At 44.4% G+C, this 22,869-nt stretch carries 12 protein-coding genes; 3 read left to right on the top strand and 9 right to left on the bottom strand.

Annotation, left to right across the window (positions count from 1 at the left end; all coding sequences use genetic code 11):
- Window positions 1-21: 21 nt before the first annotated feature.
- From BLS59_RS05955 to BLS59_RS05940, 4 genes are all read right to left on the bottom strand, one after another.
- Window positions 22-1,053, bottom strand: a complete 1,032-nt coding sequence (locus BLS59_RS05955; RefSeq protein WP_091146128.1) for a DUF5007 domain-containing protein — start codon at window positions 1,051-1,053, stop codon at window positions 22-24.
- Window positions 1,054-1,064: 11 nt separating this feature from the next.
- Window positions 1,065-1,739 carry a hypothetical protein gene (locus BLS59_RS05950; protein WP_091146124.1) on the bottom strand — a complete coding sequence of 225 codons (675 nt, stop codon included), beginning with the start codon at window positions 1,737-1,739 and terminating at the stop codon, window positions 1,065-1,067.
- Between the two features lie 54 nt (window positions 1,740-1,793).
- Window positions 1,794-3,242, bottom strand: coding sequence for a RagB/SusD family nutrient uptake outer membrane protein (locus tag BLS59_RS05945; RefSeq protein ID WP_205411195.1), 1,449 nt, complete (start codon window positions 3,240-3,242; stop codon window positions 1,794-1,796).
- A 121-nt stretch (window positions 3,243-3,363) separates the two neighbouring features.
- Window positions 3,364-6,336, bottom strand: coding sequence for a SusC/RagA family TonB-linked outer membrane protein (locus BLS59_RS05940; RefSeq protein ID WP_205411194.1), 2,973 nt, complete (start codon window positions 6,334-6,336; stop codon window positions 3,364-3,366).
- 1,308 nt (window positions 6,337-7,644) lie between these two features.
- On the opposite strand from BLS59_RS05940, the gene BLS59_RS05935 reads away from it, so the two are divergent.
- From BLS59_RS05935 to BLS59_RS05925, 3 genes are all read left to right on the top strand, one after another.
- Window positions 7,645-8,883, top strand: a complete 1,239-nt coding sequence (locus BLS59_RS05935; RefSeq protein ID WP_091146115.1) for a DUF3472 domain-containing protein — start codon at window positions 7,645-7,647, stop codon at window positions 8,881-8,883.
- A 30-nt stretch (window positions 8,884-8,913) separates the two neighbouring features.
- The gene (locus BLS59_RS05930) at window positions 8,914-12,060 is read left to right on the top strand and encodes a TIM-barrel domain-containing protein (RefSeq protein WP_091146111.1); all 3,147 of its coding nucleotides are present in this window, start codon (window positions 8,914-8,916) and stop codon (window positions 12,058-12,060) included.
- 119 nt (window positions 12,061-12,179) lie between these two features.
- On the top strand, window positions 12,180-13,988 hold the full coding sequence (locus tag BLS59_RS05925; RefSeq protein ID WP_091146108.1) for a glycoside hydrolase family 35 protein: 1,809 nt from the start codon (window positions 12,180-12,182) through the stop codon (window positions 13,986-13,988).
- A gap of 718 nt (window positions 13,989-14,706) precedes the next feature.
- Here BLS59_RS05925 and cfa read toward each other — a convergent pair.
- The 5 genes from cfa to BLS59_RS05900 all read right to left on the bottom strand — a co-directional run bounded on the left by cfa (window position 14,707) and on the right by BLS59_RS05900 (window position 22,837).
- Entirely contained in the window at window positions 14,707-15,822 is a 1,116-nt protein-coding gene (gene cfa, locus BLS59_RS05920; protein WP_091146105.1) for a cyclopropane fatty acyl phospholipid synthase, read from the bottom strand.
- A gap of 279 nt (window positions 15,823-16,101) precedes the next feature.
- The gene (locus BLS59_RS05915; protein ID WP_091146101.1) at window positions 16,102-18,954 is read right to left on the bottom strand and encodes a M16 family metallopeptidase; all 2,853 of its coding nucleotides are present in this window, start codon (window positions 18,952-18,954) and stop codon (window positions 16,102-16,104) included.
- A 286-nt stretch (window positions 18,955-19,240) separates the two neighbouring features.
- Window positions 19,241-19,816, bottom strand: coding sequence for a TlpA family protein disulfide reductase (locus BLS59_RS05910; RefSeq protein ID WP_091146098.1), 576 nt, complete (start codon window positions 19,814-19,816; stop codon window positions 19,241-19,243).
- Window positions 19,813-21,690: a protein-disulfide reductase DsbD domain-containing protein gene (locus tag BLS59_RS05905; protein ID WP_091146096.1), complete on the bottom strand. Its 1,878-nt coding sequence runs from the start codon at window positions 21,688-21,690 to the stop codon at window positions 19,813-19,815. The genes BLS59_RS05910 and BLS59_RS05905 overlap by 4 nt, the downstream gene beginning before the upstream one ends.
- A 7-nt stretch (window positions 21,691-21,697) precedes the next feature.
- Window positions 21,698-22,837, bottom strand: coding sequence for a TlpA disulfide reductase family protein (locus BLS59_RS05900; RefSeq protein ID WP_091146094.1), 1,140 nt, complete (start codon window positions 22,835-22,837; stop codon window positions 21,698-21,700).
- Window positions 22,838-22,869: the final 32 nt, after the last annotated feature.

Below are 22,869 nucleotides of genomic sequence, written 5' to 3'. Positions count from 1 at the left end.
AAATTTTAATGCTGTATGTTATTAATCGTTAGCAAACTTTGGACTCTCGTTCTTGAACCAGAACGTTATCTCCCAATCGCCCTTTTCAAAAATTGCAAAGTCGAGCGAGAGGCTGGAAACCTGCCTTATATTGCCGTAGCCCTGCCTGTCATAAGAGAATAGAACATGGGCCTTATCGCCCACGGCATTAGTATAGGCTGTTTTATAAGCGATTAATGGAACCGGGTAGGCAACCGTGTATTTAACAGATTCGTTGGTTTTAACCATATCAAACCCGTGTACCAGCTTATCCCATTTGGTAAGGTTAAAACTACTTGGGTCAATAGGGTTGTACAATGAATCCACAAACTTGAAGGTTAATGAATTGCCTGCGCCAACTTTGTGAAACTGCACCTCAATATCATTACCATCCAGTATTTTATTGGTTTTGGCACCGTTAATATTGCCCACATCAGATGATGATAAACCGGTATGCTGCGATAGGCCGGTAATGGCATTTAATGTAGATGGCTCAAACGAACGCTCTTTCAGCGGCATCAGCCTAAAATCACGAAAGTACCTGCGGCCACCGCTGTTTGACATTTCCACATCAAACACGTAACCAGAATCGGGCTGTGTTTTCACAAAGCTGGATTGTGCTGCAGACCACATCAGGAACTGACCCGAGTGTTCCCTTATTTCAAACAAAGGATGGTTTTCAACTTTACGTTTGGCCTCAATTTCGGCTATGGATTTTTCGTCGCCCAGGTAGGGTTGTGTCCAAACCTGTATTGGGAAGGTTTCGGTAAGTTCCGGTGCCGGCGAGCCATCCCTGTTACGCATGTTAATAATTGCGAAGGTTAGCGGCTGGGATGAACTACCAACAAAAAAGTTATTGGAAAACAAGGTATTTCTGCCTAAAACCGGGGCGTAAACCGTTTGCGTAAAGCGCGTATCTGTGCCTATAGATTCCCTGTCTTGCGGCAAATTCTTTAAACAGCCGGTGGCGCTTATGAGCAATGCCAGCCCAGTTAAAAGAATGCTAAATGCTTTTAAATTGTATTTATATTTCATTTTTTTAAGCCTTAATGGTTAATCCTTGTTACAAAATCGCCGAAACCAAAATCATGACCGGGCGCGATAACGTTTACCACGGCATTACTGGTTTTTATGTTTACAGCATTGGTTGGTGTACTTTGCCAGTACCTCACGAAAATTGAATTTTTAGGATCGGTAAACGTGATAATGGCCGGCCCTCCCCCGTTAAAGCCCGATGCATTTGCTTTTTTGTAAGCAACGTGCATGGCGTATTGGTATTTAAGGCTTTTTATCAGCAACCCGTCTGAGTAGCTTTCAAAATCGGCGGTGGTTAATTTTCCGGGGATGATGTATTTGCACATCATGGTATCCAGCTGGGCCAGATCGGCGGTGGCCAGGTAAATTGGCGCCTTGTTGGTTTTTTTACGTACTGCGTTAAGGCTCTCTACAGAAATCTGGAAGCTTTTATTGGTTACCGCAAAAAGGGTTACGTTTTCGTTTTGCAATGAATCTTCAAGAGCAGGCAACCTGTCAAGCACTACCATCAATGAATCATAAACACCCGGCTGCGATTTAATGTACTCCAGGGCGCTGCCTTTATAATCCTTTAAATTATTTTCATAATTATAGTAAGCAAGATCAGTTTTCTTACAGGCAAACAGCGTAGTACTTAGTAGTACTGCGAGCAGTGTGCGGAAGAAAAAAACATTTTTATTTCTCATCTGAATATGGTGTTAAGAATAAAATTTGTGACAATATCATTTATAGGTTTGCTGTTACTTCCAATAGCTATTTTGAGTAAGCAGGCTGTTGGCGCTCAGTACATCGGCAGCTATTGGCCAGTAAATCCCTTGCTTACTTATCAGGTTGTTAAAAGCGGCGTTGCTGGCCTTTATTTTGTTGTAACGCACCTGGTCATACCATCTCCAGGCTTCGCCCATCAGCTCCCTGCGGCGCTCGTCAAATATTTCTTTAACCAGGTCCTTATCGGGGCCATCGGCAAAGGTTTGTACGCCCCTGCTTTTCTTAATAAGATTTAACAGGGTTATGGCATCCTGACGCTGACCTAATACTGCCAATGCTTCGGCGCGTAACAGGGTAATTTCTTCTAACCGGGTGAAAATGATATTAGAGCTGTATATAGCGAAATTGCCATTGGTAGATCCTCCCTTTAATACCTTGATCTTGCTGAATACCGGGGTTTCGCCGCTGTAATTCACAAAGTAGTTGGTACGCGACAGGCCAGAAATGGTATCCAAACCAAACCGCTGATCGTTAGGATCGGTAAAGGCGGTGGCTATGGTGTCTTTAGGTACATACAAATCCGGTGTTTGCTTGTCAATAAGCGGCGCGGCCAATACCAGTTGCTCTATGTGGCCATTAGCTGTCGATTCGCCGTACAGGTCATTAAAGCCAAAGCAAATGATAGGGTTGTTTGATGCCCCGTTGAAAATACCATCGGCACTGGTTAAATCACTTATAGTAGAGTAAGCAATGTTTGATTTTGAATAGTTTTTCATGATGAAGTCTGTATATACAGCTGCATCAATGTAATGTGACTGCCATGCGGCAATGTGAGCCAATACTGCATAAGCCGATATCTTGGTGAATAAAGCACCTCTCCAACGGTCGGCGTTATAGCCATAATACAGGCCCGGCAGCAGGTCGTCCACATCGGCACCGTATACGTAAGGAAGGTCCTTAGCAGCGGCAACCAATTCCGATTCGGCAAAAACTAATACCTTTTGCTGATCGGTGCGGGGTTTCATTTCAAAACTACCATCGTGCGATGAAGTGATCAGCGGAACATCGCCCCAGATCCTCACCATGTAGAAGTAGGCGAAAGCTCTTAAAGCACGTGCCTGCGCCACATCTACTTTATAATTCACCTCGGTATAGCGTTTATCTGCTGCTAATACTTCGGGTGCACGCTCAATAAGTAAGCTGGCACTGTTAATAACGGCGTAAAAAGCGCGCCAACTGGTGATGCTTTGCAGCAGCGGGTATGATGCGTTCAGATCGCCGTTAACAACAGCTTTCAGATCTGACCGGCTGGTGGCCTGGAAATCTCCGTTCCTGAACTCGCCCCATAACCAGTGCGCATTGTTGTTGGCCAGGGCTGCACGCATTAAACCGTAACTACCCATTAAGCCTGCTCGGGTATCCTGCAGCGATGTCCAGTGGCCATCTTCTTTTGCAAGCCTGCTTGAGTCAACATCAAGCATTTTTTTACACGATATATTCAGGCACACCGCAACAGCCAGCACAAAAATGCCGGTGATTTTTTTTGCTTGAATGTGTCTATTTATAAAAGATATCATATCCAGTAATTTTTATTTGTTAATACTATAGATCCAACTTTAAACCAATGATATAGGTACGCGGTATGGCCATGCCGTAACCGGTGTATATCCCGTTATAATCAATCAATTCAGGGTCGCTGCCAGAGAAGGGAGAAACCGTTACCAGGTTATTGGCAGTTAAATAAATATAAGCCCTCTTAAAAGTTGATTTTAATTTAGTGAACATGGCCGATTTTGAAAGATCATAGCCTACAGATACGGTTCTTAATTTAGCATATGATGCATTTTCTAAAAACAAATCCTGATCTAAACGGTAAGGAACAACGCTGCTCCATGGGTTGTAAATTGGATACTTGGAAGCATCAACATTTACCTGCCATGAAAAGATCTCCTTAATGGAGTTAATATCATTACCAGATTCTCTGTTGATAAAATCATATTGTGACGATGCCACCTGGTTAAGCGCTTTTTGACCAACCGCGAAAATGATATTGAAATTCAGATCGAAGTTGCCATAACGGAAATCATTTGACCAGCCGCCAGTGATTTTTGGCATAGAATGGCCCTTTAATACTTTATCGGCATCGTTAATCACATAATCGCCGTTCAAATCCTGCCATTTAGGGTCGCCTGCTTTAAGCGTGGTACCTTCAAAGGTCATGCGTTTGTTGGTTGCAGGGTTAACCGGCACTTCGCTGTCTGAATTGTAGATGCCCTGGTTTTGGAATATGTAAAACTGGTCTATCGCCTGCCCTACTTTAAGTTTCCTGTCGCCAATTACCAGTTCATCTAAACCGTTTGGTAACGCAGTTAATTTGTTTTTATTAATGCTGGCATTGATACCCGATGTCCAGTTTAAACCATTACTGGTTTTAATAATGCTGCCTTGTAGGCCAAGCTCAATACCGGTGTTTCTTACACCCATCCCGCTTACATAGCTGCTTTCAAAACCATACTCCTGCGGTACAGGGATGCTTAGCAACATCCTTTTATCATCCTTTATATAATAGGTGGCCGATGCGTTTAACCTGCCTTTAAACAACGAGGCGTTTAAGGCTACGTTCAGTTCATCGGTATATGACCATTTTAAGTTATAGCCAACCCAACCGCTGGTATAAGGCCTTGATATTCCTGCTACACCATTGTAACCAGGAATAGTAGGCTCGGCATCCCAGCCAATTTCTACACGGTATTGCGGACCGGCGGCAAACCTATCGTCAGTAAATGGCTTACCAATTCTTGACCATGAAGCATTAAGCGTAAGATCATCAAAAGTGCTGCTTTCTTTAAGGAACTGGTTTTTAAGGTTCCATTGACCGCTAAACGCTGGTGCAATAAACCAGCGGCTTCCCGGTTGCGCATTTGATGATCCATCATCACGTATTAATGCCGAGAAGGATAACAGGTCTTTATACTCATATTTTGCCGAACCGTAAACCGAAAACAAACGGGCCTGCTCCTTATCAATATACCTGTAAACCAGGTAACCTACAGGTTTCAGGTAAGTGGCCGAATCGGTACCACCCTCAACAACGTTAATCTTGATAAAATCATTGGGGCCGTTGTAGGCGTTGGCATAGTTATATTTATGCGTATCTGTTTGGTATGATTGGCCTGCAGTGAATACTACTTTATTATCTTTATTTAACTCCCTGGTATAATTCAAGCTGTTATCTATCCTAAAACGTTGGTTATAACCCAGGTAGCTTGATACATAGTTATTACCCTCCATTAAGGTTGATGGATAAAACACATCCCTTGTACCCTGATTGTAATCAAAGCTTAAGCGCGATACAAATTTAAACTTGTTAAAATCAACACCTAATGACAGGTAGCCGTTAACCGCGGTAGTCTTATTATTATCAATTGATTTACTATCCTCATTTAATAAGGCCTGGTAAGTGTTTTCGCTTGGCGGCAGTGGGTTGTACAAATCCGGAATATAACGGGTTTCAGCAAAGCGATCACGCAGACTGCGGTTCCTGTCCCTGTCCATACGGCTGGCGTTAACATTACTTGACACGGTTAACCAGCTAAAAGGCAGCATATTAATCTGGAACGAAGCTGTGTAACGGTTAAGCGCGGTATTATCGGCATTGCCGGCATTGGTAGTTCCCGATCCGAAGAAACGAAAGTTTGCCCTGTCAGATCCTCCTGTTAAACCCAGATCAACAGAGTGCACTGCGGTATTCTGGTAATACAGGTCATTCCACCTTGCCGGGCCATAATAATCGGCATTGGTTGAATCTCTTAAATACCCCGGATAGTTCAGATAATCGCTTTCGGTAGCGTATTTCTGATAAAATGGCTTACGAAACTGGTTTTCATAAGCCGCGTTGGTAGTACTTACCTTGCTGGCCTGTACAAAGCCAAAATAACTGTTAATGCTCAACTGTCTGTTACCAGACCTTGCACCTTTAGTAGTTATCCAAACGGCACCATTAGCCGCATTGGGCCCTAACTTAGCCAGTTCCAGCGGGTCTTTAATAACTTCAATTGAATTTATATTGCCAATATCATAACCAGCCAGCAAGTTGGTAGCGGGCCCGATACGGTTAAAGCCATATTTTTGAATATCAAATACAAATGAACTTTCCTGAACCAGCGGCACACCGTTTACATAAACCATTGGCTGCTGATTGTAAATATCATTTTTGCTGAACAATGGCGAAGACAAGCCACGGATTATCATGCTTTGCTCAGTGCCAGGCTCGCCGGTAGTTTCCTGTACGTATACACCGGCAATGTTACCCTTTAACATTTGCTGAATTGATGCGTTGGGTGTAAGCGTTGAAAGCTTAACATTTAAAGAATCGGCAAACCCTTTAAGTAAAGCACGATTAATAGGGGTAACAATTACCGTATCCAGTTTCTTTTTAACGGTATCGGCGGTATCCTGTTGAAAACAGATACTGTAATTAAAAGTAGCAGCTTTATATGCTCCAGCGTGCGCTTTGGTAATACCAAAAGGTAATAGCAGGGCCATATAAATAATGACTGTACTAATTCGGATCATTTTCATTAGCGTTAATTAATTTATTGATAAAAGCGTGGTTGAACTATTTTTGAACTTTTAGGGCATAGCAATTCACGGTACAAGACAATTGGGGTCCTGAAGTAAGATTGTTAGCGCCGGATGTAAACGGAAATGATATCCGTTATCCGTATAGATGAATGCCGCCCCTTGGGCGTTGTAAGATCAAAACGTTGGTTTTTGAACTCTGTAGAGTAGAAGTTTGAATCATATTGTATGTTTTATTAAGTTGGGTCTGTTCGGTTATAACCAGCGTGGGCCTTTTTTGCCCGGGCACTGGCTTTATAATACTTTTTTAAAATATAATGAGGGATAAAACTTGTATCACCTTATTATATAATGCACAAGTATCCAGATGCATTATTTAAAACTAAATAATTGCATTAAGAATAATTTTTATATGTCAGCGCAAACGATTGATATAAAAATTGCGTAATTCGTTTATTGTGTCAACCCCAACAAAAAGACGTAGAAATGACATTTAATCAATGTCATTAAAAGAATAAAAATTATTCTTTAGTTAAATACTCACTTTTTAATACAATTTACTATTTGGGCCAAAATGGAGTTTTACATAGCATTAAAAACAAGTATGCCAGCTTACTTTTAATTGTTACACAACCGTTTGTATAAATTAAATAGGTAATATTTATTTAAGATATTGTTAATAAACAGCTATTTCCGGAATGTTGCCAAAGGAGGTAAAAAAACGCTATCACGATAAAAAAAGTAGGTTTAGCGTAAAATTTGCGCGTTTAAACGCCTAACCAAGTAGTAGAAAAAAAGGTAAAAAGATAACGCAAACGTTTGTGTTTTCCTGAAATGGCAGCATGGCACTGCAAAAACTTCAAACAGCTTAATTAAAGGCAATTACATTTATCTATCTTTAAATATCAAAAATTACGGCACAAGTTGGCCATGGGGCAGCATTTTTTACTTTTATTAAAAAACACATCAAAAACAGGCCTGATAACATGCATTAACTGTTTACGCAACAAACTAACAATTGCTACGCAAACGTTTGAAATTGCTCTTAGTCAGCACTAATTATTGGCAACCCCCACCTTCCTAATAGTTAATAAAATGAATATATGCCCGTTGCTGTTTACTTTAATTGAAATTGGGACTGCACTTTTCCCTGATTTATTGATTTAGGGGCCTGTACAGGCAGGCAATAACAGGGTTTGGTATTTATTGCCTACTTTATGCTAACGTTTGCACAAAGGTTTAATGCCGTATTTAGGCTGCAATGATTTCATTTGTAAATAACTTAAAAAGTAAACATTAATTATGATGCGATTATTTACATCCTCTTTATTAGCTATTGCCTTTGCCGGCCTGGTTGCACCGGGTTTGGCCAGTGCACAAACCGCCGATACCACCAATAGCGTTGCCGTACCTGTATCTGGCAGCGGTTACACCGTTGGCAACAATGCCTACCGGGTTTATTTCTTAACCCAGGAAAACGGCCCGCTGCAGGTGGCGCTTAAAGTAAAAGATGAAAACGGCTCAAAATTAATTTGCCGGTTAGATGCCAATGGCAAACCAACAACCATAAAAGTAAAATCATCTGCCGGTTATAGCATTGTGCCGGTTGCAACTTATACCGTTGCCAAAAGCGGTTACCACTTTATTGAGGTAAAGGAAACAAGCGGCAATAAACTGCCCGATATTGCTGAGGCCATCCTATCGGGCCCGGCAGCAAAGGATGTAAAGTTCAACAACAGCCAATATAAAGGCGCACCTGCCACCCACCTTACCTATAAAGTACCCGGCGACAGCGTTGCCGCATGGTTTTACAGTGAAGTGTTGGTTCCTAAAATTGCCGACAGTACGGTTAACGCTTATTACGAAACTAATGGTTTCAACGGCGGCTACATGGGTATTCAGCATAATTCAAAAAACGAGAAGCGGTTTATTTTCTCTATCTGGAGTAATTATAACACCAACGATCCAAAGGAGATCCCTTCTGATTACGCTATTACCCTAATTAAAAAGGGTGCAGGCGTTTTCACCGGCGAATTTGGTAACGAAGGTTCGGGCGGTCATAGCCACCTGGTGTTTAACTGGAAAGCAGATGTTGTTTACAAATTATTGGTAGGCGCAAAACCTGCCGGCGACCATACCATTTTTACCGCCTACTACTACGCCCCCGAAAATGGCGGCTGGAAACTGATAGCTCAATGGGATAAAACCAAAACCGGCGGCAAGCTGCTTAGCGGCCTATATTCATTCGTTGAAAATTTTGGCGATAATGGGATGGATTACTTTTCGGCAAAATATGGTAACCAATGGATCTGCACACCATCCGGTAAATGGATGGAGCTTACTACCGCCCGTTTCACTACCACGGCCGATAAGGTAAAACACCCAAGATTTGATTATGGCAGCGGTGTAGATGGCAAATGGTTTTACATGTTCTCTGGCGGATTTAAAACCGTGGGCACCACCCCGCGCGGAACCATGATAACCAGGCCTGCCAATGGTACCCCTCCCGCTATTGATTTTAACGCATTACCACAACAATAAAACTATTACCTACAACCACCAAAAACATAAATGAAGAAATTACAATTGCTTTGCTTTGCACTGGCAGCCACTGCATCGTCATTAAATGCCCAGGTAAAAAAAGCCGACACCAAGGTATTTTGGAGCGAGAGCTTTAAAAAGGCCCAGCTACCCGATGGATGGACGAATGTTGATGTAAGTAAAAAAGATATCCAATGGATAGTTACCAACCAGCCCTACCCCGGCTCGTACCAATACCAGCAGCAGGCGCCGCCCATAGCTTCAAAAAGTCGTGGATATTACCTGCAGTTTCAGCCGGGATATATTATTGATGAGGACCAGCCTTCATGGGTTAAAAAAAAGGAATATCCCGATGCCTGGATCCAGACACCGGCTATTAATTGCAAGGACAGATCGTCGGTTATTTTACATTTCCAGCAAACATTCCGTTACAATGCCGATCACGCAAGAGCCGATGCAGGCCTATCCGTAGGTGTAAGTACCGACGGTAAAACATGGACGGATTTTGACGTAAAAAATAACATTGCCCCGGCTACGGATATGTTTACCCCAATAAATGAGGAGCTTAACATTAGCAAGGTTGCCGCCAATCAGCAAACGGTATACATCAGGTTTTACTGGAAAGGCTATTACAGCTGGTACTGGATGATTGATGATATTGAGCTAAGTCAGGCCTACGGAACAGATCTGAGCATCAACCGCATTACCTCCAATACCGAAAACGGCAACACCTTCGGCAAGCAGGATAAACTAAGCGTGCTGATAAAAAACAACGGTACACAAACCGTTAAAAACGATTTTAAAGTTAAATGCTTATTAGATAACGGCCTTAACCTTTCGGTAACTGTACCCGCAAAAAAACAACCGCTAAAACCCGGCGAAGAATACAACGTGGTATTCCCTCCTGCCGATCTTTCGCAGCGCTCGGCGCATAGCGTAAAATTTAGCCTGGATTATCCGGGTGATGAACTGGCGGCCAACAATACGCTTTCGCTTAAAATTACCGCCAAGGAATCTGCAGTTCAAAATGTCACCGCATTCGAACTTAATAAAAACGAGGCCAATATTGCCGCCAGTCAATGTAAGTTTAAGGTGATATTTTACCAAGACGATATCTTCAGGATCTGGATGGCGCCCGATGGCGAGTTTACCAATCCCGCAGGCAATGATATTGTAGAAAGCTTCGCCATAAAAAACCCAACCCTTACCTCAACAGATAAAGGGACTTACTACCAGATAAAAAGCAAAAGCTGTGTAGTGCGCGTTTACAAACAACCGCTGCGCTTTGCAATGTATGACGAAAGCGATACACACCCTATTTGGGAAGAATCGAAACCGTTAACTTACGGTGCTAAAACCGTACAAACCATGAGCCGCCACGCCGATGAGTATTTCTATGGCGGCGGTATGCAAAACGGTTATTTCTCGCACCGCGGCACCAACGTGCTTATTGAAAAAGGCAACGGCTGGGACAATGGCGGCAGGCCAAACCCCGCCCCTTTCTACATGTCGACGGCCGGTTACGGTGCATTCAGGAACACGTTTGATGTAGGTGCTTATTCTTTCAAGGATACCCTGCAATTCTCGCACAACGAAAACCGTTTTGATTGTTTTTACTTTTACGGACCATCGTTAAAACAAATTCTTAACGGCTATACCGAAACTACCGGTCGCCCGTTTTTAATGCCGCGCTGGGCGCTGAGCATGGGCGATGCCAACTGCTACAACCGTGGTGCCAAAGGCGACGATTCAAAAAACTATAAAGGCACAGGCACAACCGGCACCACGCCCGATGTGATTAAACTTGTTGCCGATAAGTATGTTGAAAACAACATGCCTCGCGGCTGGATCTTGCCTAATGACGGCTATGGTTGCGGTTACACCAAACTTGATTCAACCATTGCCGAGCTGCATAAACGCGGTTTTTACACCGGCTTATGGACGGAAAATGGCATAGATAAGATAGCTAAGGAAGTTGGCGAATATGGTTCACGCGTTTGTAAGTTAGATGTGGCCTGGGTTGGCCCCGGTTACAAATTTGCGCTTGATGCCTGCAAATCTGCCTATAACGGCATTGAGAGTAACAGTAATGAACGTGGTTTTGTATGGAGCGTTATGGGCTGGGCCGGTACGCAAAAATACTCAACCGTATGGACGGGCGATCAATCTGGTAACTGGGAATACATCCGGTTCCACATCCCTACCATCATAGGTGCGGGTTTATCGGCACAAAATGCGGCTACAGGCGATGTTGACGGTATTTTTGGCGGCGGTGCCGACACTTATACCCGCGACTTACAATGGAAGTGTTTTACCCCAGTATTTATGGCCATGAGCGGCTGGGCTAAAAAAGATAAACAACCCTACATTTACGGCGAACCTTATACCACCATCAACAGAAAATACCTGCAGTTAAAAATGCAGCTTACACCATACATGTACACCTACTGCCGCGAATCATACGATACCGGTGTGCCAACCACCCGCGCTATGGTGCTGGAGTACCCTACCGATCCGGTTGCGCAAGGTAAAGCTACCCAATACCAGTTCATGAACGGCGAGTCGTTGCTGGTTGCTCCTGTTTATAAGAACGAGGCCAAACGCGATAGCATTTACCTGCCAAAAGGCACCTGGTATGACTACTGGAGCGGTAAAAGCATGGAAGGCAGCACTTGGTTAAACGGTTACGAAGCACCTTTGGATAAGCTGCCGCTGTTTGTTAAGGCAGGCGCAATTATCCCGATGTACCCGGTAATGAATTACGACGGCGAAAAGAAAACCGACAGCCTTACAGTGGCTATTTATCCGTCAGGAAAATCGTCATTTAACCTTTACGAAGATGACGGCCTAACCCGCGATTACAAGACCGACGGTTTTGCCAAAACCCTGATACAGGCCGATAAAGATAAAGACCTCGCCGTAACCATTAACGCGGCCAAAGGCACGTTTAAAGGCCAGCTTACCGAGCGTGTTTACCTGTTACAGATTCACAGCAGCGCTGCCCCTGCACAGGTGTTGGTTAACGGTAAAAAGTTTAAGGTATACCGCGATTTAGCCAAGTTTAACAAAGCTAAAACCGGTTATTATTTCAATGCTGCCGAGCAGCAAGGCATCATCCACATAAAAACAGATTATTTAAGTGTTAAGGACGATCAAAAAATTATTGTAAAAAACTAATCACTGTTTAGCCTCATCTAAATCCTCTCCAAAGGAGAGGACTTTATTTGAACCCTCTCCTTTGGAGAGGTAGGGTGAGGCCAAATAATTACAAAAACTAATCACAGATACTATTAAAAATGAGAAAAATCACCCTGCTTTTAATTAGTCTTTTTGTTGCGGTTGCAACGGTTAAGGCGCAAAGCACGCACCAGTTTACGTTAAAACCCGAAGGTTTTATGCTGGATGGCAAACCCTTCCAGATCATCAGCGGCGAGATGCACCCGGCGCGTATTCCGCATGAATACTGGCGCCATCGTATAAAAATGGCTAAGGCTATGGGCTGTAATACCATTGCCGCCTACGTTTTCTGGAATTACCAGGAAACAAGCCCCGGCGTGTTTGATTACAGCACCGGCAACCACAACGTTGCCGAGTTTATAAAAATTTGTAAGGAAGAAGGTATGTGGGTGATGCTGCGTCCGGGCCCTTATGTATGTGCCGAGTGGGATTTTGGCGGCCTGCCATCCTACCTGCTAAAAATTCCGGATATTAAGGTAAGGTGTATGGACCCGCGCTATATGGAACCATTAACCAAATATGTTACCAGCCTGGCTAAAGAGATTGCCCCATTACAATGCGTAAACGGCGGCCCTATTTTAATGGTACAGATTGAGAACGAATACGGCAGCTACGGTAACGATAAAACTTACCTGAACACGCTTAAAGATATGTGGCTGAATAACGGCATAAAAGTGCCGTTTTACACTGCCGATGGTGCCACGCCTTATATGCTTGATGCCGGCCACGTAACCGGCGCAGCAGTTGGACTTGACAGCGGCAGCGGCGACGAGGATTTTGATGCAGCTAAAAAAGCCGACCCAACAGCGCCAGCGTTCAGCAGCGAAACCTACCCGGGCTGGTTAACCCACTGGGGCGAAAACTGGGCTACTGCTGATACCCCCGGCATCAGGAAAGAGCTTACTTACCTGTTAAAAAACAAAAAATCGTTTAACCTTTATGTGGTGCATGGCGGTACAAACTTTGGCTACACAGCAGGCGCAAACGCCGGCAAAGCAACCGAATACCAGCCCGATGTTACCAGCTATGATTATGATGCACCTATAGATGAGCAAGGCAACGCAACACCTAAATATTACATGATGCGCAAGCTTATCGGTCAGTACGTTGGTTATAAAATTCCTGACGTTCCTAAGCCGGTTAAAACCATTGTTACCCCGGCTATTAAAATGCAGGTGTATAGCAATATATGGCAAAACCTGCCTGCGGCTATCCAGTCGCCGCAGCCAAAACCAATGGAAGCGTTTGACCAAAACCAGGGTTTGATACTTTATCGTACCAAATTAATAGGCCACAAAAGCGGCTGGTTAACCATTACCGAGCCGCATGATTACGCGCTGGTATTTTTAAACGGAAAATATATTGACAGTGTGTACCGCGATGGCGGCAAATGGTCGGTTAAGTTGCCCGAAAGCGATGTCAAAGATCCTGTTTTGGATATCCTGGTTGAAGGTATGGGCCACATTAACTTTGCCCAGTACATTATTGACAGAAAAGGTATTACCGACCGTGTAGTACTTAACGGCATGACGCTGATGAACTGGGACATTTTCAAGTTACCGCTTGATGAGCAGTTTATAAGCAATCTCAAAACATCTGCCGAAACCGCGCCAAACAACAAAGGCACTTTCTTTAAGGGAGAGTTCACCATCACCAAAACCGGCGATACTTATTTTGACATGAGTAAATATGCCAAAGGTGTGGTGTTTGTGAATGGCCACAACCTTGGCCGTTACTGGAACCGCGGTCCGCAAAAGCATTTGTATTGCCCTGCATCATGGTTAAAACAAGGTAAAAACGAAATCACTGTTTTCGATATGCAATCGTCAACCCCGGCCGATGTTGCAACCGTAGCAACGCTTAAATAAAATTTAAGACTTAAACACAAAAGCCACCTCAGTTTTCTGGGGTGGCTTTTGTGTTTTTATTACGGCGATAACCTTTGCCTTAAAAGGTTTTGTTAATAATTCCCCTCTTGAGAGGGTAATAGCCCATGAAAAGACACAAAAACGTAATCAGATTTTCTAACTCCGTAGGAGTATCATGTTTATAGGTATTTTATGGGTATCAATAGCTCCATAGGAGCTTCCTGTTAAATAAGGAGGCACCTACGGAGCCAAGCCTATATTATATTAAACTATAAACACGTAGCCCCGAAGGGGCGGGCAGGTAGCCTATCAAACTTATTTATGATATCTCTGTCTTTTCATGGGCTACGCGGGGAATTGCGCGATGGCAGGGGTGTGTTCTGCGGCAAGAAACACACCCCTCCACCCCTCTCAAGAGTAATAGCCCATCAATAGCCATAAAAACGTAATCAGATTTTCTAACTCCGTAGGAGTATCATGTTTATAGTATTTTATGAGTATCAATAGCTCCATAGGAGCTTCCTGTTAAATCTTCCTGTTAAATAAGGAGGCACCTACGGAGCCAAGCCTCTATTATATTAAACTATAAACACGTAGCCCCGAAGGGGCGGGCATGTAGCCTATCAAACTTATTTATGATATCTCTGTCTATTCATGGGCTATTACCCTCTCAAGAGGGGAATCGCACTTACCCCATGCTTTTTGATCTGCTTTTTACTTACCGCTCTGCTTCATACAAACCAAGGTGCTTGGGCTTGGTTAATACAATTTGCCACAAATGGTTTTTCCTCGACCGGAACGATGCACCGCTGGCCGATAGATAATAGCGCCACATGCGGTAAAAAGTTTCATCGTACTGGTCTTTGATCAGCGGCCAGCTTTGCTCAAAGTTCTTTAGCCATTCCATGCAGGTGCGGTCATAATAAACACCGAAATTGTGCCAGTCTTCTAAAATAAATAAGCCCTGCCATGCCTTTGAAAGCTGACTTGCCGAGGGTAACATTCCATTGGGAAATATATATTTCTCTATCCAGGGGTCGGTAATTTTTGTAGAATAGTTGCCGCCAATGGTGTGCAAAAGAGAAATGCCATCGTCGGTCAGGTTTTTTTCTGCAACTTCCATATAAGCGCGGTAGTTTTTGTAACCCACATGTTCCAGCATGCCGATGGAAACCACCCTGTCGAACTTTTCATTTACGTCGCGGTAGTCCTGTATCCTTATCTCTACCGGCAGGCCTTTATTAATTTCCCTGGCCAAAACCGCCTGCTCTTCAGAAATAGTTATACCCACTACCGATACACCGTATTTTTCGGCGGCATACTTAGCAAAGCCACCCCAGCCGCAGCCTATTTCCAACAGGCGCATCCCGGGTTTAAGCTTCAGCTTCCGGCAAATCAGATCGAGTTTATTTTCCTGGGCCTCATCTAAATTTTGGGCATTTTTCCAGTAACCGCATGAGTACGTCATCCGTTTATCCAGCATTTTTTCAAACAGATCGTTACCTATATCGTAGTGTTTGTATGCCACTTCCTTAGCGCTGGATTTTGTTTGCCGGTTAAAATACTTGGCTTTAAGAACATATTTTATGGTATTCCAATCGCGCGGAATCATTTTATCTACCCTATGGTATTGCACCCGAAAAAAGAACTCATCTAAGGCTTCGCAATCCCACCAGCCATCCATATAGGCTTCGCCAAAACCTAATGAACCGCCGCTCAACAACCTGTCGTAAGTTTTGGGGTTGTGTACCTGTATATCCCAGGGATTGCTGCCGTTTATTGTGATGCCGCCCGCTGCAAACATATTTTCAACGAGTGTTTTTGATGAGCCCATAGTTAGAGAGTTTACGGGTTGAATTTATATGTTTTTTATTAAATATGCCGGGAAGGGGTGATATTTAGGTGGGAAAGGTTCATTATCAGGTGGAGAGCCTGTCAGTCTGAGCTTGTCGAAGACTCATGCGCAGAGGCCTTTACCCGCTATCCTTCGACGGTGCTCAGGATGACACCTTTTTTAAGGACGATAACCCAATACGTCTTTGACGCGGTGGTATAAGAATGACAGAAAATTAAGATGGCAGGCTTGGGGCCCGCCATCTTAAAGTATAATTTATTACTTAGTACCCTCTACCGGTAAAAGCACTAGGCGGATATAGTTTTTACCGCTCAGGTATTTTTGAGCAGCGGCTTTAACGCTTTCAATACTTACGGCGTTCAGTTCTTTAGTATAGCTATCAAACTGGTGCAGATCTTCCTTATCAGTAGTTTGACCGCTGATATAACCTAACCACCAGCCATTGGTACGCATGCCGGTTTCCCTGGTACGCAGGCTTTCGGCACGCCATTTATCAATGTTAACTTGTGTTGGTCCGGCCGATTTTAGTTTGCTGATCTCATCTAAGGTAGAGGCTATCAGTTTGTCAACGTTTTTAGGTCCGCAGCCAAAGTTAACTACTAACGAATAACGCGGGGTTGGCAATTTACCGGCGCTGCTGTAAGCACCCGGCGAGTAAACACCGCTTTCGTCTTCCCTTAATCTTTCAATAAGGCGAATTTCCAGGCATTCTTTCAGCGCATCTAACGTTACCTTTTCGGTTGGGGTGTAATCAAACACGCCAGACCATACTAAATCAACAGTAGCTTTTGGCTCGGTGCCCATGTAAACCGCTTTGGTTATCTGGCCATCGGGAATACGGATGCCCAGGTCTTTGGCTTCTTCGCCTTTATGCGTGGCTGGTAATGAGGCAATATATTTTTCAATCAGTGGTTTTATCTTTTCGATATCAACACTACCCACAAAAGTAAATGTCATACCCGATGCATCGGCAAAACGATCTTTATAGATATCGTAAGCCCTGTCAAGATTAATTTGCTCAACCTTGGCAATTGACGGCCCGGTACGGCGGATGCTGTGGTTACCTAAAACAGCGGTAACAGTATCCTGGAATACGCTGCCCGGATCATTTGCCCTGTTGGCCAAGCCCGCTTTTGAACGTGCTATAATGCCGGTAAACAGGTCGGCATCTTTACGGGGCTCGGTTACATAGCCGTATAATAGCTCCAAAGCTGTTTCCAGGTCTTTTGGCGTGGCGCTGCCGTTAATACCCTGTGAACGCTCGCTGATGTACGGACTAACGCCCAATTGCTTGCCTGTAAGGTATTTTTCTAACTGGGTTGGATTGTAGTTACCCACACCAAATGACGATACCATACCGCTGGCATTTGATGCCGATTGGTAATCTGCATCGCTGTACAACGAAGTACCACCGGGTGCCGAGCCTGCAAACAGTATCTCATTATCTTTAAAATCGGTTGGTTTAAGTATAACTTTTATGCCATTGCTTAAGGTTAACGTAGTAGTACCTAAAGCCGCATCCTTGGTTTCAGATACAATTTTACCGGCGGTTGGCTGTGCAGTTAGCAAAGGCTGTTTGCTCACTTCATCATTGTACGCGGTAAGGTTTTCGGCTTCCACAGCTGCTATCCAGCTGTTAACCGTAGCTTCTGATGGTAGGGTGGCTTTATCTTTTTCGGGTGCCAGCAATAACACATCGCGGTTAGTGGTTTTTATGGCCGATTTGCTCAGCATATTCACTTCGCTTAGGTTGATGCCCGGCAGGTCGTTTTTAACGAGGTTATACTCATAGCTGATACCCGGTGCGGCTGTACCCTTTAAAAAGTATTGCAGGTATTCGTTCACGTAGCTATCAGAGTTGGTTTTGTTCTTTTCTTTTAAAGAAGCATCCATATCGCTCAGGTAGCTTGTTTTAGCCCTGTCAAGTTCGGTTTGGGTAAAGCCAAAGCGCCTAACTTTTTCAGATTCGCGCCAGGTGGCTTTAAAGCCGCTTTCCAGTTCGCCGGGTTTGGCAACTACAAACAAACTGTAGTTATCAAGTCCGCCTAAAAATTCGCCTAAATCGGCACCACCCTGTATAAACGGAGGGTTTGCCTGGCGCTGTAATTCGGCATAGCGGGCACCAATCATTCTTTTAAATAACTCGCGGATGATGCTCTGGCGATAATCTGCAGCGGTGATAAGGTTTAATGCCGGTTGTTTGATCATTACCTGTGCAACGGTAACGGTCATTTCCTTATCGGTTACAGCAATAAACTGGTTTTTACCGGTAAGCGGAATGGTATATTTTGTACGCGGCTTTTCGTTGGCCGGGTTTTTAAGATCACCAAATTTGGCTTTGATGGTTTTCTCCATCTCGTTTACATCAATATCGCCCACTACGATAAGCGCCTGCAGATCCGGGCGGTACCAATCATGGTAATAACGGTTGATAGCCTCGGGTTTAAAATTGTTCAGTACTTCATCGGTACCGATAGGCAAACGCAGCGAATAGCGCGAATGGTTAAGGATAACCGGGAAATACTCGCGCATCATACGTTCCTGCGCGCCTTTGCCCAGGCGTTTTTCTTCCAGTACTACGCCGCGTTCCTTGTTTATTTCTGTAGGATCGAGCGTTGCGCCATGTGCCCAATCGCGCATGATCTGGATACCGTTTTTCAGAATCTCCGGATTATCTGACGGGATTGGCAACTGATAAACCGTTTCGTCGAAACTGGTGTAAGCATTTAAGTCGGCACCAAAACGTACGCCCGATTTTTGAAGGTAGTTCACCAGTTCATTTTTGGGGAAGTGGGTTGTACCGTTAAAGCTCATGTGCTCCATAAAGTGAGCAAGCCCGCGCTGCGTATCATCTTCCAATACCGAACCTACTTTGTTGGCCAGGTAAAAGGTAACACGTTTTTTGGGCTCCTCGTTATGCCTTATGTAGTAGGTAAAGCCGTTGGGCAGCTTTCCCGTACGCACCTCGGCATCAAGGGGCAATGCTTTTACGCCTGCTACCTTAGCAGGCTTTGTTTTGGCAACCTGCGCGGCTACGTGGTTGGCCGAAAACGACCATGATAGGGCAAGGCCCAATCCGGTAAGTAAAATTTTATTTCCTATATTTTTCATCGTTTTAAATAAACCTAAAGATATAAAATCCCCGGTGTTAAAAAAGAGCCGACATAGCGCCGGCTCCCCATAATTAACTAAACTGAACTTACACTGCTAATTAAAGCTTCTTTGGCCTCACCTAAATCCTCTCCAAAGGAGAGGACTTTACTGTGCTCTCTATTTTCCTGTATTGGGCTGTAAAGTGGTAGGGAGGGGTCTATTCGCCTTGTTTGTGCAGCACCCCTCCCTACACCCTCCCGTTGGGAGGGAATCGCACATTCCCCCCTCCACTTCTATATACTTATTATTTATCAAATACCTTTTTCAACTCTCCATCCAACGTTGTGGCTTCGGGGTTAATGGTTTGTACAGTGCCATTGGCGTTAAGCAGTATGGCAAAGGGTACCGATTGAATACCCAGCTGCTCCATAGCAACGGATATATCTTTGCCCGCCTCATACTTATCAATAAGCTGCTGCCAGGGCATGGCTTCCTTTTGCATAGCGTTTTTCCAGGCCTTGTCGTTTTGGTCGATGGACACGCTTACAATTTCAAACCCCTTATCGTGGTATTTTTTGTACAGCTCTTTAAGATGCGGAATAGATGCCCGGCATGGCATGCACCATGATGCCCAAAAATCAATAAGTACGGCCCTGCCTTTCAGGAATGATAATTTCAGGGGTTTTCCATCGGCCGTTTGCATGATAATTTCGGGCAGGGATTTTCCTGCCGCGAGATTGGGATTTTGCAATACGGTATCTGCCTGGGTAATAGCCTTACTTACAACTGCGGCTTTGCAATTACTTACAGCTGCAAACGCAATAAGCAAGCCCAGTACCAGGCTTTTTTTTATGCCGATGTTTATTGAACCGTTCCTCATAAAACTTTAAGCTCCACTATTTTTCTTTTAGGCGGATAACATTTGTTGTTGTCGCAAACCTGGTAGTACAATCCGCATTTAATTACCGAACCGGGGGTTAATGCTGATGTATCTACGTCGGTTTTAAAGTTGGCTTTATCTTCCCAAACATACATCCCCTCGCCGCCAGTAAAAGGTATCCCTGCCGAACTTTGCCACTCCGCATCTTTCCCGGTACCGGCAGGCATTTCAAGAATGGCCTGCGTTTGTATGAACGGACTGTTTTGCGGCACAAAGGCGTAAATATGCCAGCCCTTTAAAATGGTAGCATCAACAACAACCTGTTTTTTGCCGGCAGTAGCGCCATCAACCAATCGTGCCGTTACCACAACCGGATCGGCCGTGGTGGGTACTGCCGCCCCCGCCATATTTGTTGCTACGGGCGAAACCGTTTTTACTGCAGCAGTGGTGTTTTTATACGTATTCACTATAAATTTAAAGCCGCCTGCTTCGGTATAAAACAGGTTAGTCTTGTTTTTGGTTAGCCAGTTGCGCCACTCGGCAGCAGTGTTGAATTTTTCGGTAGTGTAGCGCTCCAGTACGCGCTGGGCCAAAGCTGCATCTTCATTCTTCTCCAGCAGTTGGATGCATTTCTCTAATAATTCTACCTTACGGTTAGAGATGCCTAACTTTTTTGCATCGGTATCAAGCTGTAACGAATAAGCGTCGGCAGGATAAAAATATTCATAGTTATCGCGGTAGTATTTGTGGTACTGCTTGGTATCATTGCCAAACTTTTCAAACATATCCTTACCGGCCCAGGTTTTCAGATAGTCGTCAAAGCTTTCCATATCATTGGTAACGGGCATTTTCAGGAACATTTCGTTGCCCCTGCCTATGTCCTCACCTTTTGCCTTGCGATCTTTAAGGTCCTGCTGCATTTTCAATAAACGCGCGTTGCCTTCGCGACGGGAAATAATCGCTTTTTCATACAAAGCCTTATCCGTACGGAAGATCATTTCATTGGCATACTCGCGGTTCTCAATCTGCACTTTTTTTACGATAGGCAGCATGTGATCGAACTTTTTGATGTAGCAAACCGTGTTTACGAATACATCCTTAGCCTCATCGGTCATGTAATACGGCGAAGCCGAGAAACCCCACATAAAGTAGTTGCCCTGCCTGCCCAAAGCCACGGCCTCGGCATTTTTAAGGCATACACCACCAGAGATAGCCTCGGCATCCGGCGAATCGTTAAAGCCTTCGCCATGCGCAACCATGCCAATAATGTATTTATCCTTAAACGCGGGATCTTCCTTTACCACCTTCCACATAGGCATTTCTTTTGGTGTTTTGGCACCTTGCCAGCCGTTAAAGAACGAACCGGGCGTAGGCCTGGTGACCATAGTAAGCTTTACCTTGTTGGGTGCGTTAAAAATTTCATGTTTGGTGTTGATGTTCAGCGCATCGTCTTCCAGACACTGGCAATACCAATCAAATTTTAAGCCGATGGGTAAACCTACAAGCGGCGCCATGGCGTGCATGAGTATCATGGGGCGATCAAAATCGGCAGGGAGTTTTACCGGCCCGGCATCCATAATGGTAACATCCACGTTGTTTGACATGGATGGCTGGTAATCCCGTACGTCAACCACTTCCACCTTATCAAACCGTTCTTCCAAAAAAGCCTTAAAATCGGCCATTCGGGTTTTGTAAACCTTTTCAACCGCCGGGACAGATGTACTGTAATACACCACATTGGCGGGCATAGGTTTAGCAGCATCGTAACCTACATATAATACCTTCAGCGGTATTTTGGCTGCGCCGTTTAATGTGCTGCCAAATGCTAATGTGCAGGCAAACAGCAACAGCAAAATAGAAACTATCCTTTTCATACGATGATTAGTTTTTCATTATTTCGGCCAGCTTCTGGTTAAGCGACTCGTCCCTTAATGTGTTGCCGATGATCTTTCCATCGCGATCAAGCAAAAAGCTTTGCGGTACGGCCCTTACGCCGTATAACCGGCCAACTTCATTGTTCCAACCTTTCAAATCGGATACGTGGATCCACGGCAGACCGTCTTTTGCTATAGCATCCAGCCATTTTGCCTTATCACTATCAAGCGATACAGATATAATCTCGAAGCCTTTATCTTTATACAACTGGTATTGTTTTACCAGGTTAGGATTGCCTGCGCGGCAAGGAGCGCACCATGATGCCCAAAACTCAACTAAAACATATTTACCTTTTAAGCTGGCTAATGATACCGGCTTACCGTTCACATCGTTTTGGGTAAAGGCCGGGGCTTGTACACCTACACCGGTTGTGGTGGCGGCGGTTATGCGCTGGGCCAGTTCTTTACCAAAATCATTATTACGCAAAGCTGGGTTCAGCGCGTTGAAGATGGGCTGGATCTTGGCCACATCAACCTTGGTACCTGCCGACTCGGACAGGGCCACAACCGCGAAGAATGAATTAGGATTGTTTTTGGCAAACTCCAATTGTTTAAGGCTGCGGTTTGCAATATTCTGACGATAGCGCGCATCTACCGCTTTCGTATAAGCGGTATCTTTTTGCTGCTCGGGGGTTCCGCTGTTAAAATCGGCATTTACGGCTTTGGTAAGGTCCATAATTGTACCGCCAATTTGTTTGTTATAGGCCACAAACTCATCGTAAACCTTTGATCCGGTAACCTTGGCATTGCTCAATGAATCGGCAGAAGTAATCTGTATTTTCTCTCTACCGAAGAAAAAATAGATAACATCATTACCAGGCGCATAAATAGCGTGGGGTTTGCCCTGGCCGGTGTGGTCAAAAGCCATGCGGCTGGTAACATTGCCGCTGATGGTGCCCGAGAATTTAAACACCCCGTTAACCACCAGTGCCGAATCTTCATGGCTTGCGCCATTATCCATATAATCAAAGTATACTTTGGCGGGTGTGCCTATAGTCCCTATTTTACCGGTTATAGTAAAGTTTGGCGCTTGTGCCGATGCCAGGAACGGAGCCAAAGCAGCCAGTATTAATAATTTAAATTTCATAATTCCTTTTTTTAGGATGTGGTTATTGCTAT

The sequence above is a fragment of the Mucilaginibacter pineti genome (assembly GCF_900101875.1).
GTDB classification, from domain to species: Bacteria; Bacteroidota; Bacteroidia; order Sphingobacteriales; family Sphingobacteriaceae; genus Mucilaginibacter; species Mucilaginibacter pineti.
Note: the sequence above shows the minus strand (reverse complement) of the source record. Positions and strands in the feature narration are given on the sequence as shown.

Coding starts and splice junctions, on each gene's coding strand:
- BLS59_RS05905 (WP_091146096.1), bottom strand. CDS start 21,690: ATGAAAAGGATAGTTTCTATTTTGCTGTTGCTGTTTGCCTGCACATTA.
- BLS59_RS05900 (WP_091146094.1), bottom strand. CDS start 22,837: ATGAAATTTAAATTATTAATACTGGCTGCTTTGGCTCCGTTCCTGGCA.
- BLS59_RS05935 (WP_091146115.1), top strand. CDS start 7,645: ATGATGCGATTATTTACATCCTCTTTATTAGCTATTGCCTTTGCCGGC.
- BLS59_RS05945 (WP_205411195.1), bottom strand. CDS start 3,242: ATGCTTGATGTTGACTCAAGCAGGCTTGCAAAAGAAGATGGCCACTGG.
- BLS59_RS05940 (WP_205411194.1), bottom strand. CDS start 6,336: ATGATCCGAATTAGTACAGTCATTATTTATATGGCCCTGCTATTACCT.
- BLS59_RS05910 (WP_091146098.1), bottom strand. CDS start 19,816: ATGAGGAACGGTTCAATAAACATCGGCATAAAAAAAAGCCTGGTACTG.
- cfa (WP_091146105.1), bottom strand. CDS start 15,822: ATGGGCTCATCAAAAACACTCGTTGAAAATATGTTTGCAGCGGGCGGC.
- BLS59_RS05955 (WP_091146128.1), bottom strand. CDS start 1,053: ATGAAATATAAATACAATTTAAAAGCATTTAGCATTCTTTTAACTGGG.
- BLS59_RS05925 (WP_091146108.1), top strand. CDS start 12,180: ATGAGAAAAATCACCCTGCTTTTAATTAGTCTTTTTGTTGCGGTTGCA.
- BLS59_RS05950 (WP_091146124.1), bottom strand. CDS start 1,739: ATGAGAAATAAAAATGTTTTTTTCTTCCGCACACTGCTCGCAGTACTA.
- BLS59_RS05930 (WP_091146111.1), top strand. CDS start 8,914: ATGAAGAAATTACAATTGCTTTGCTTTGCACTGGCAGCCACTGCATCG.
- BLS59_RS05915 (WP_091146101.1), bottom strand. CDS start 18,954: ATGAAAAATATAGGAAATAAAATTTTACTTACCGGATTGGGCCTTGCC.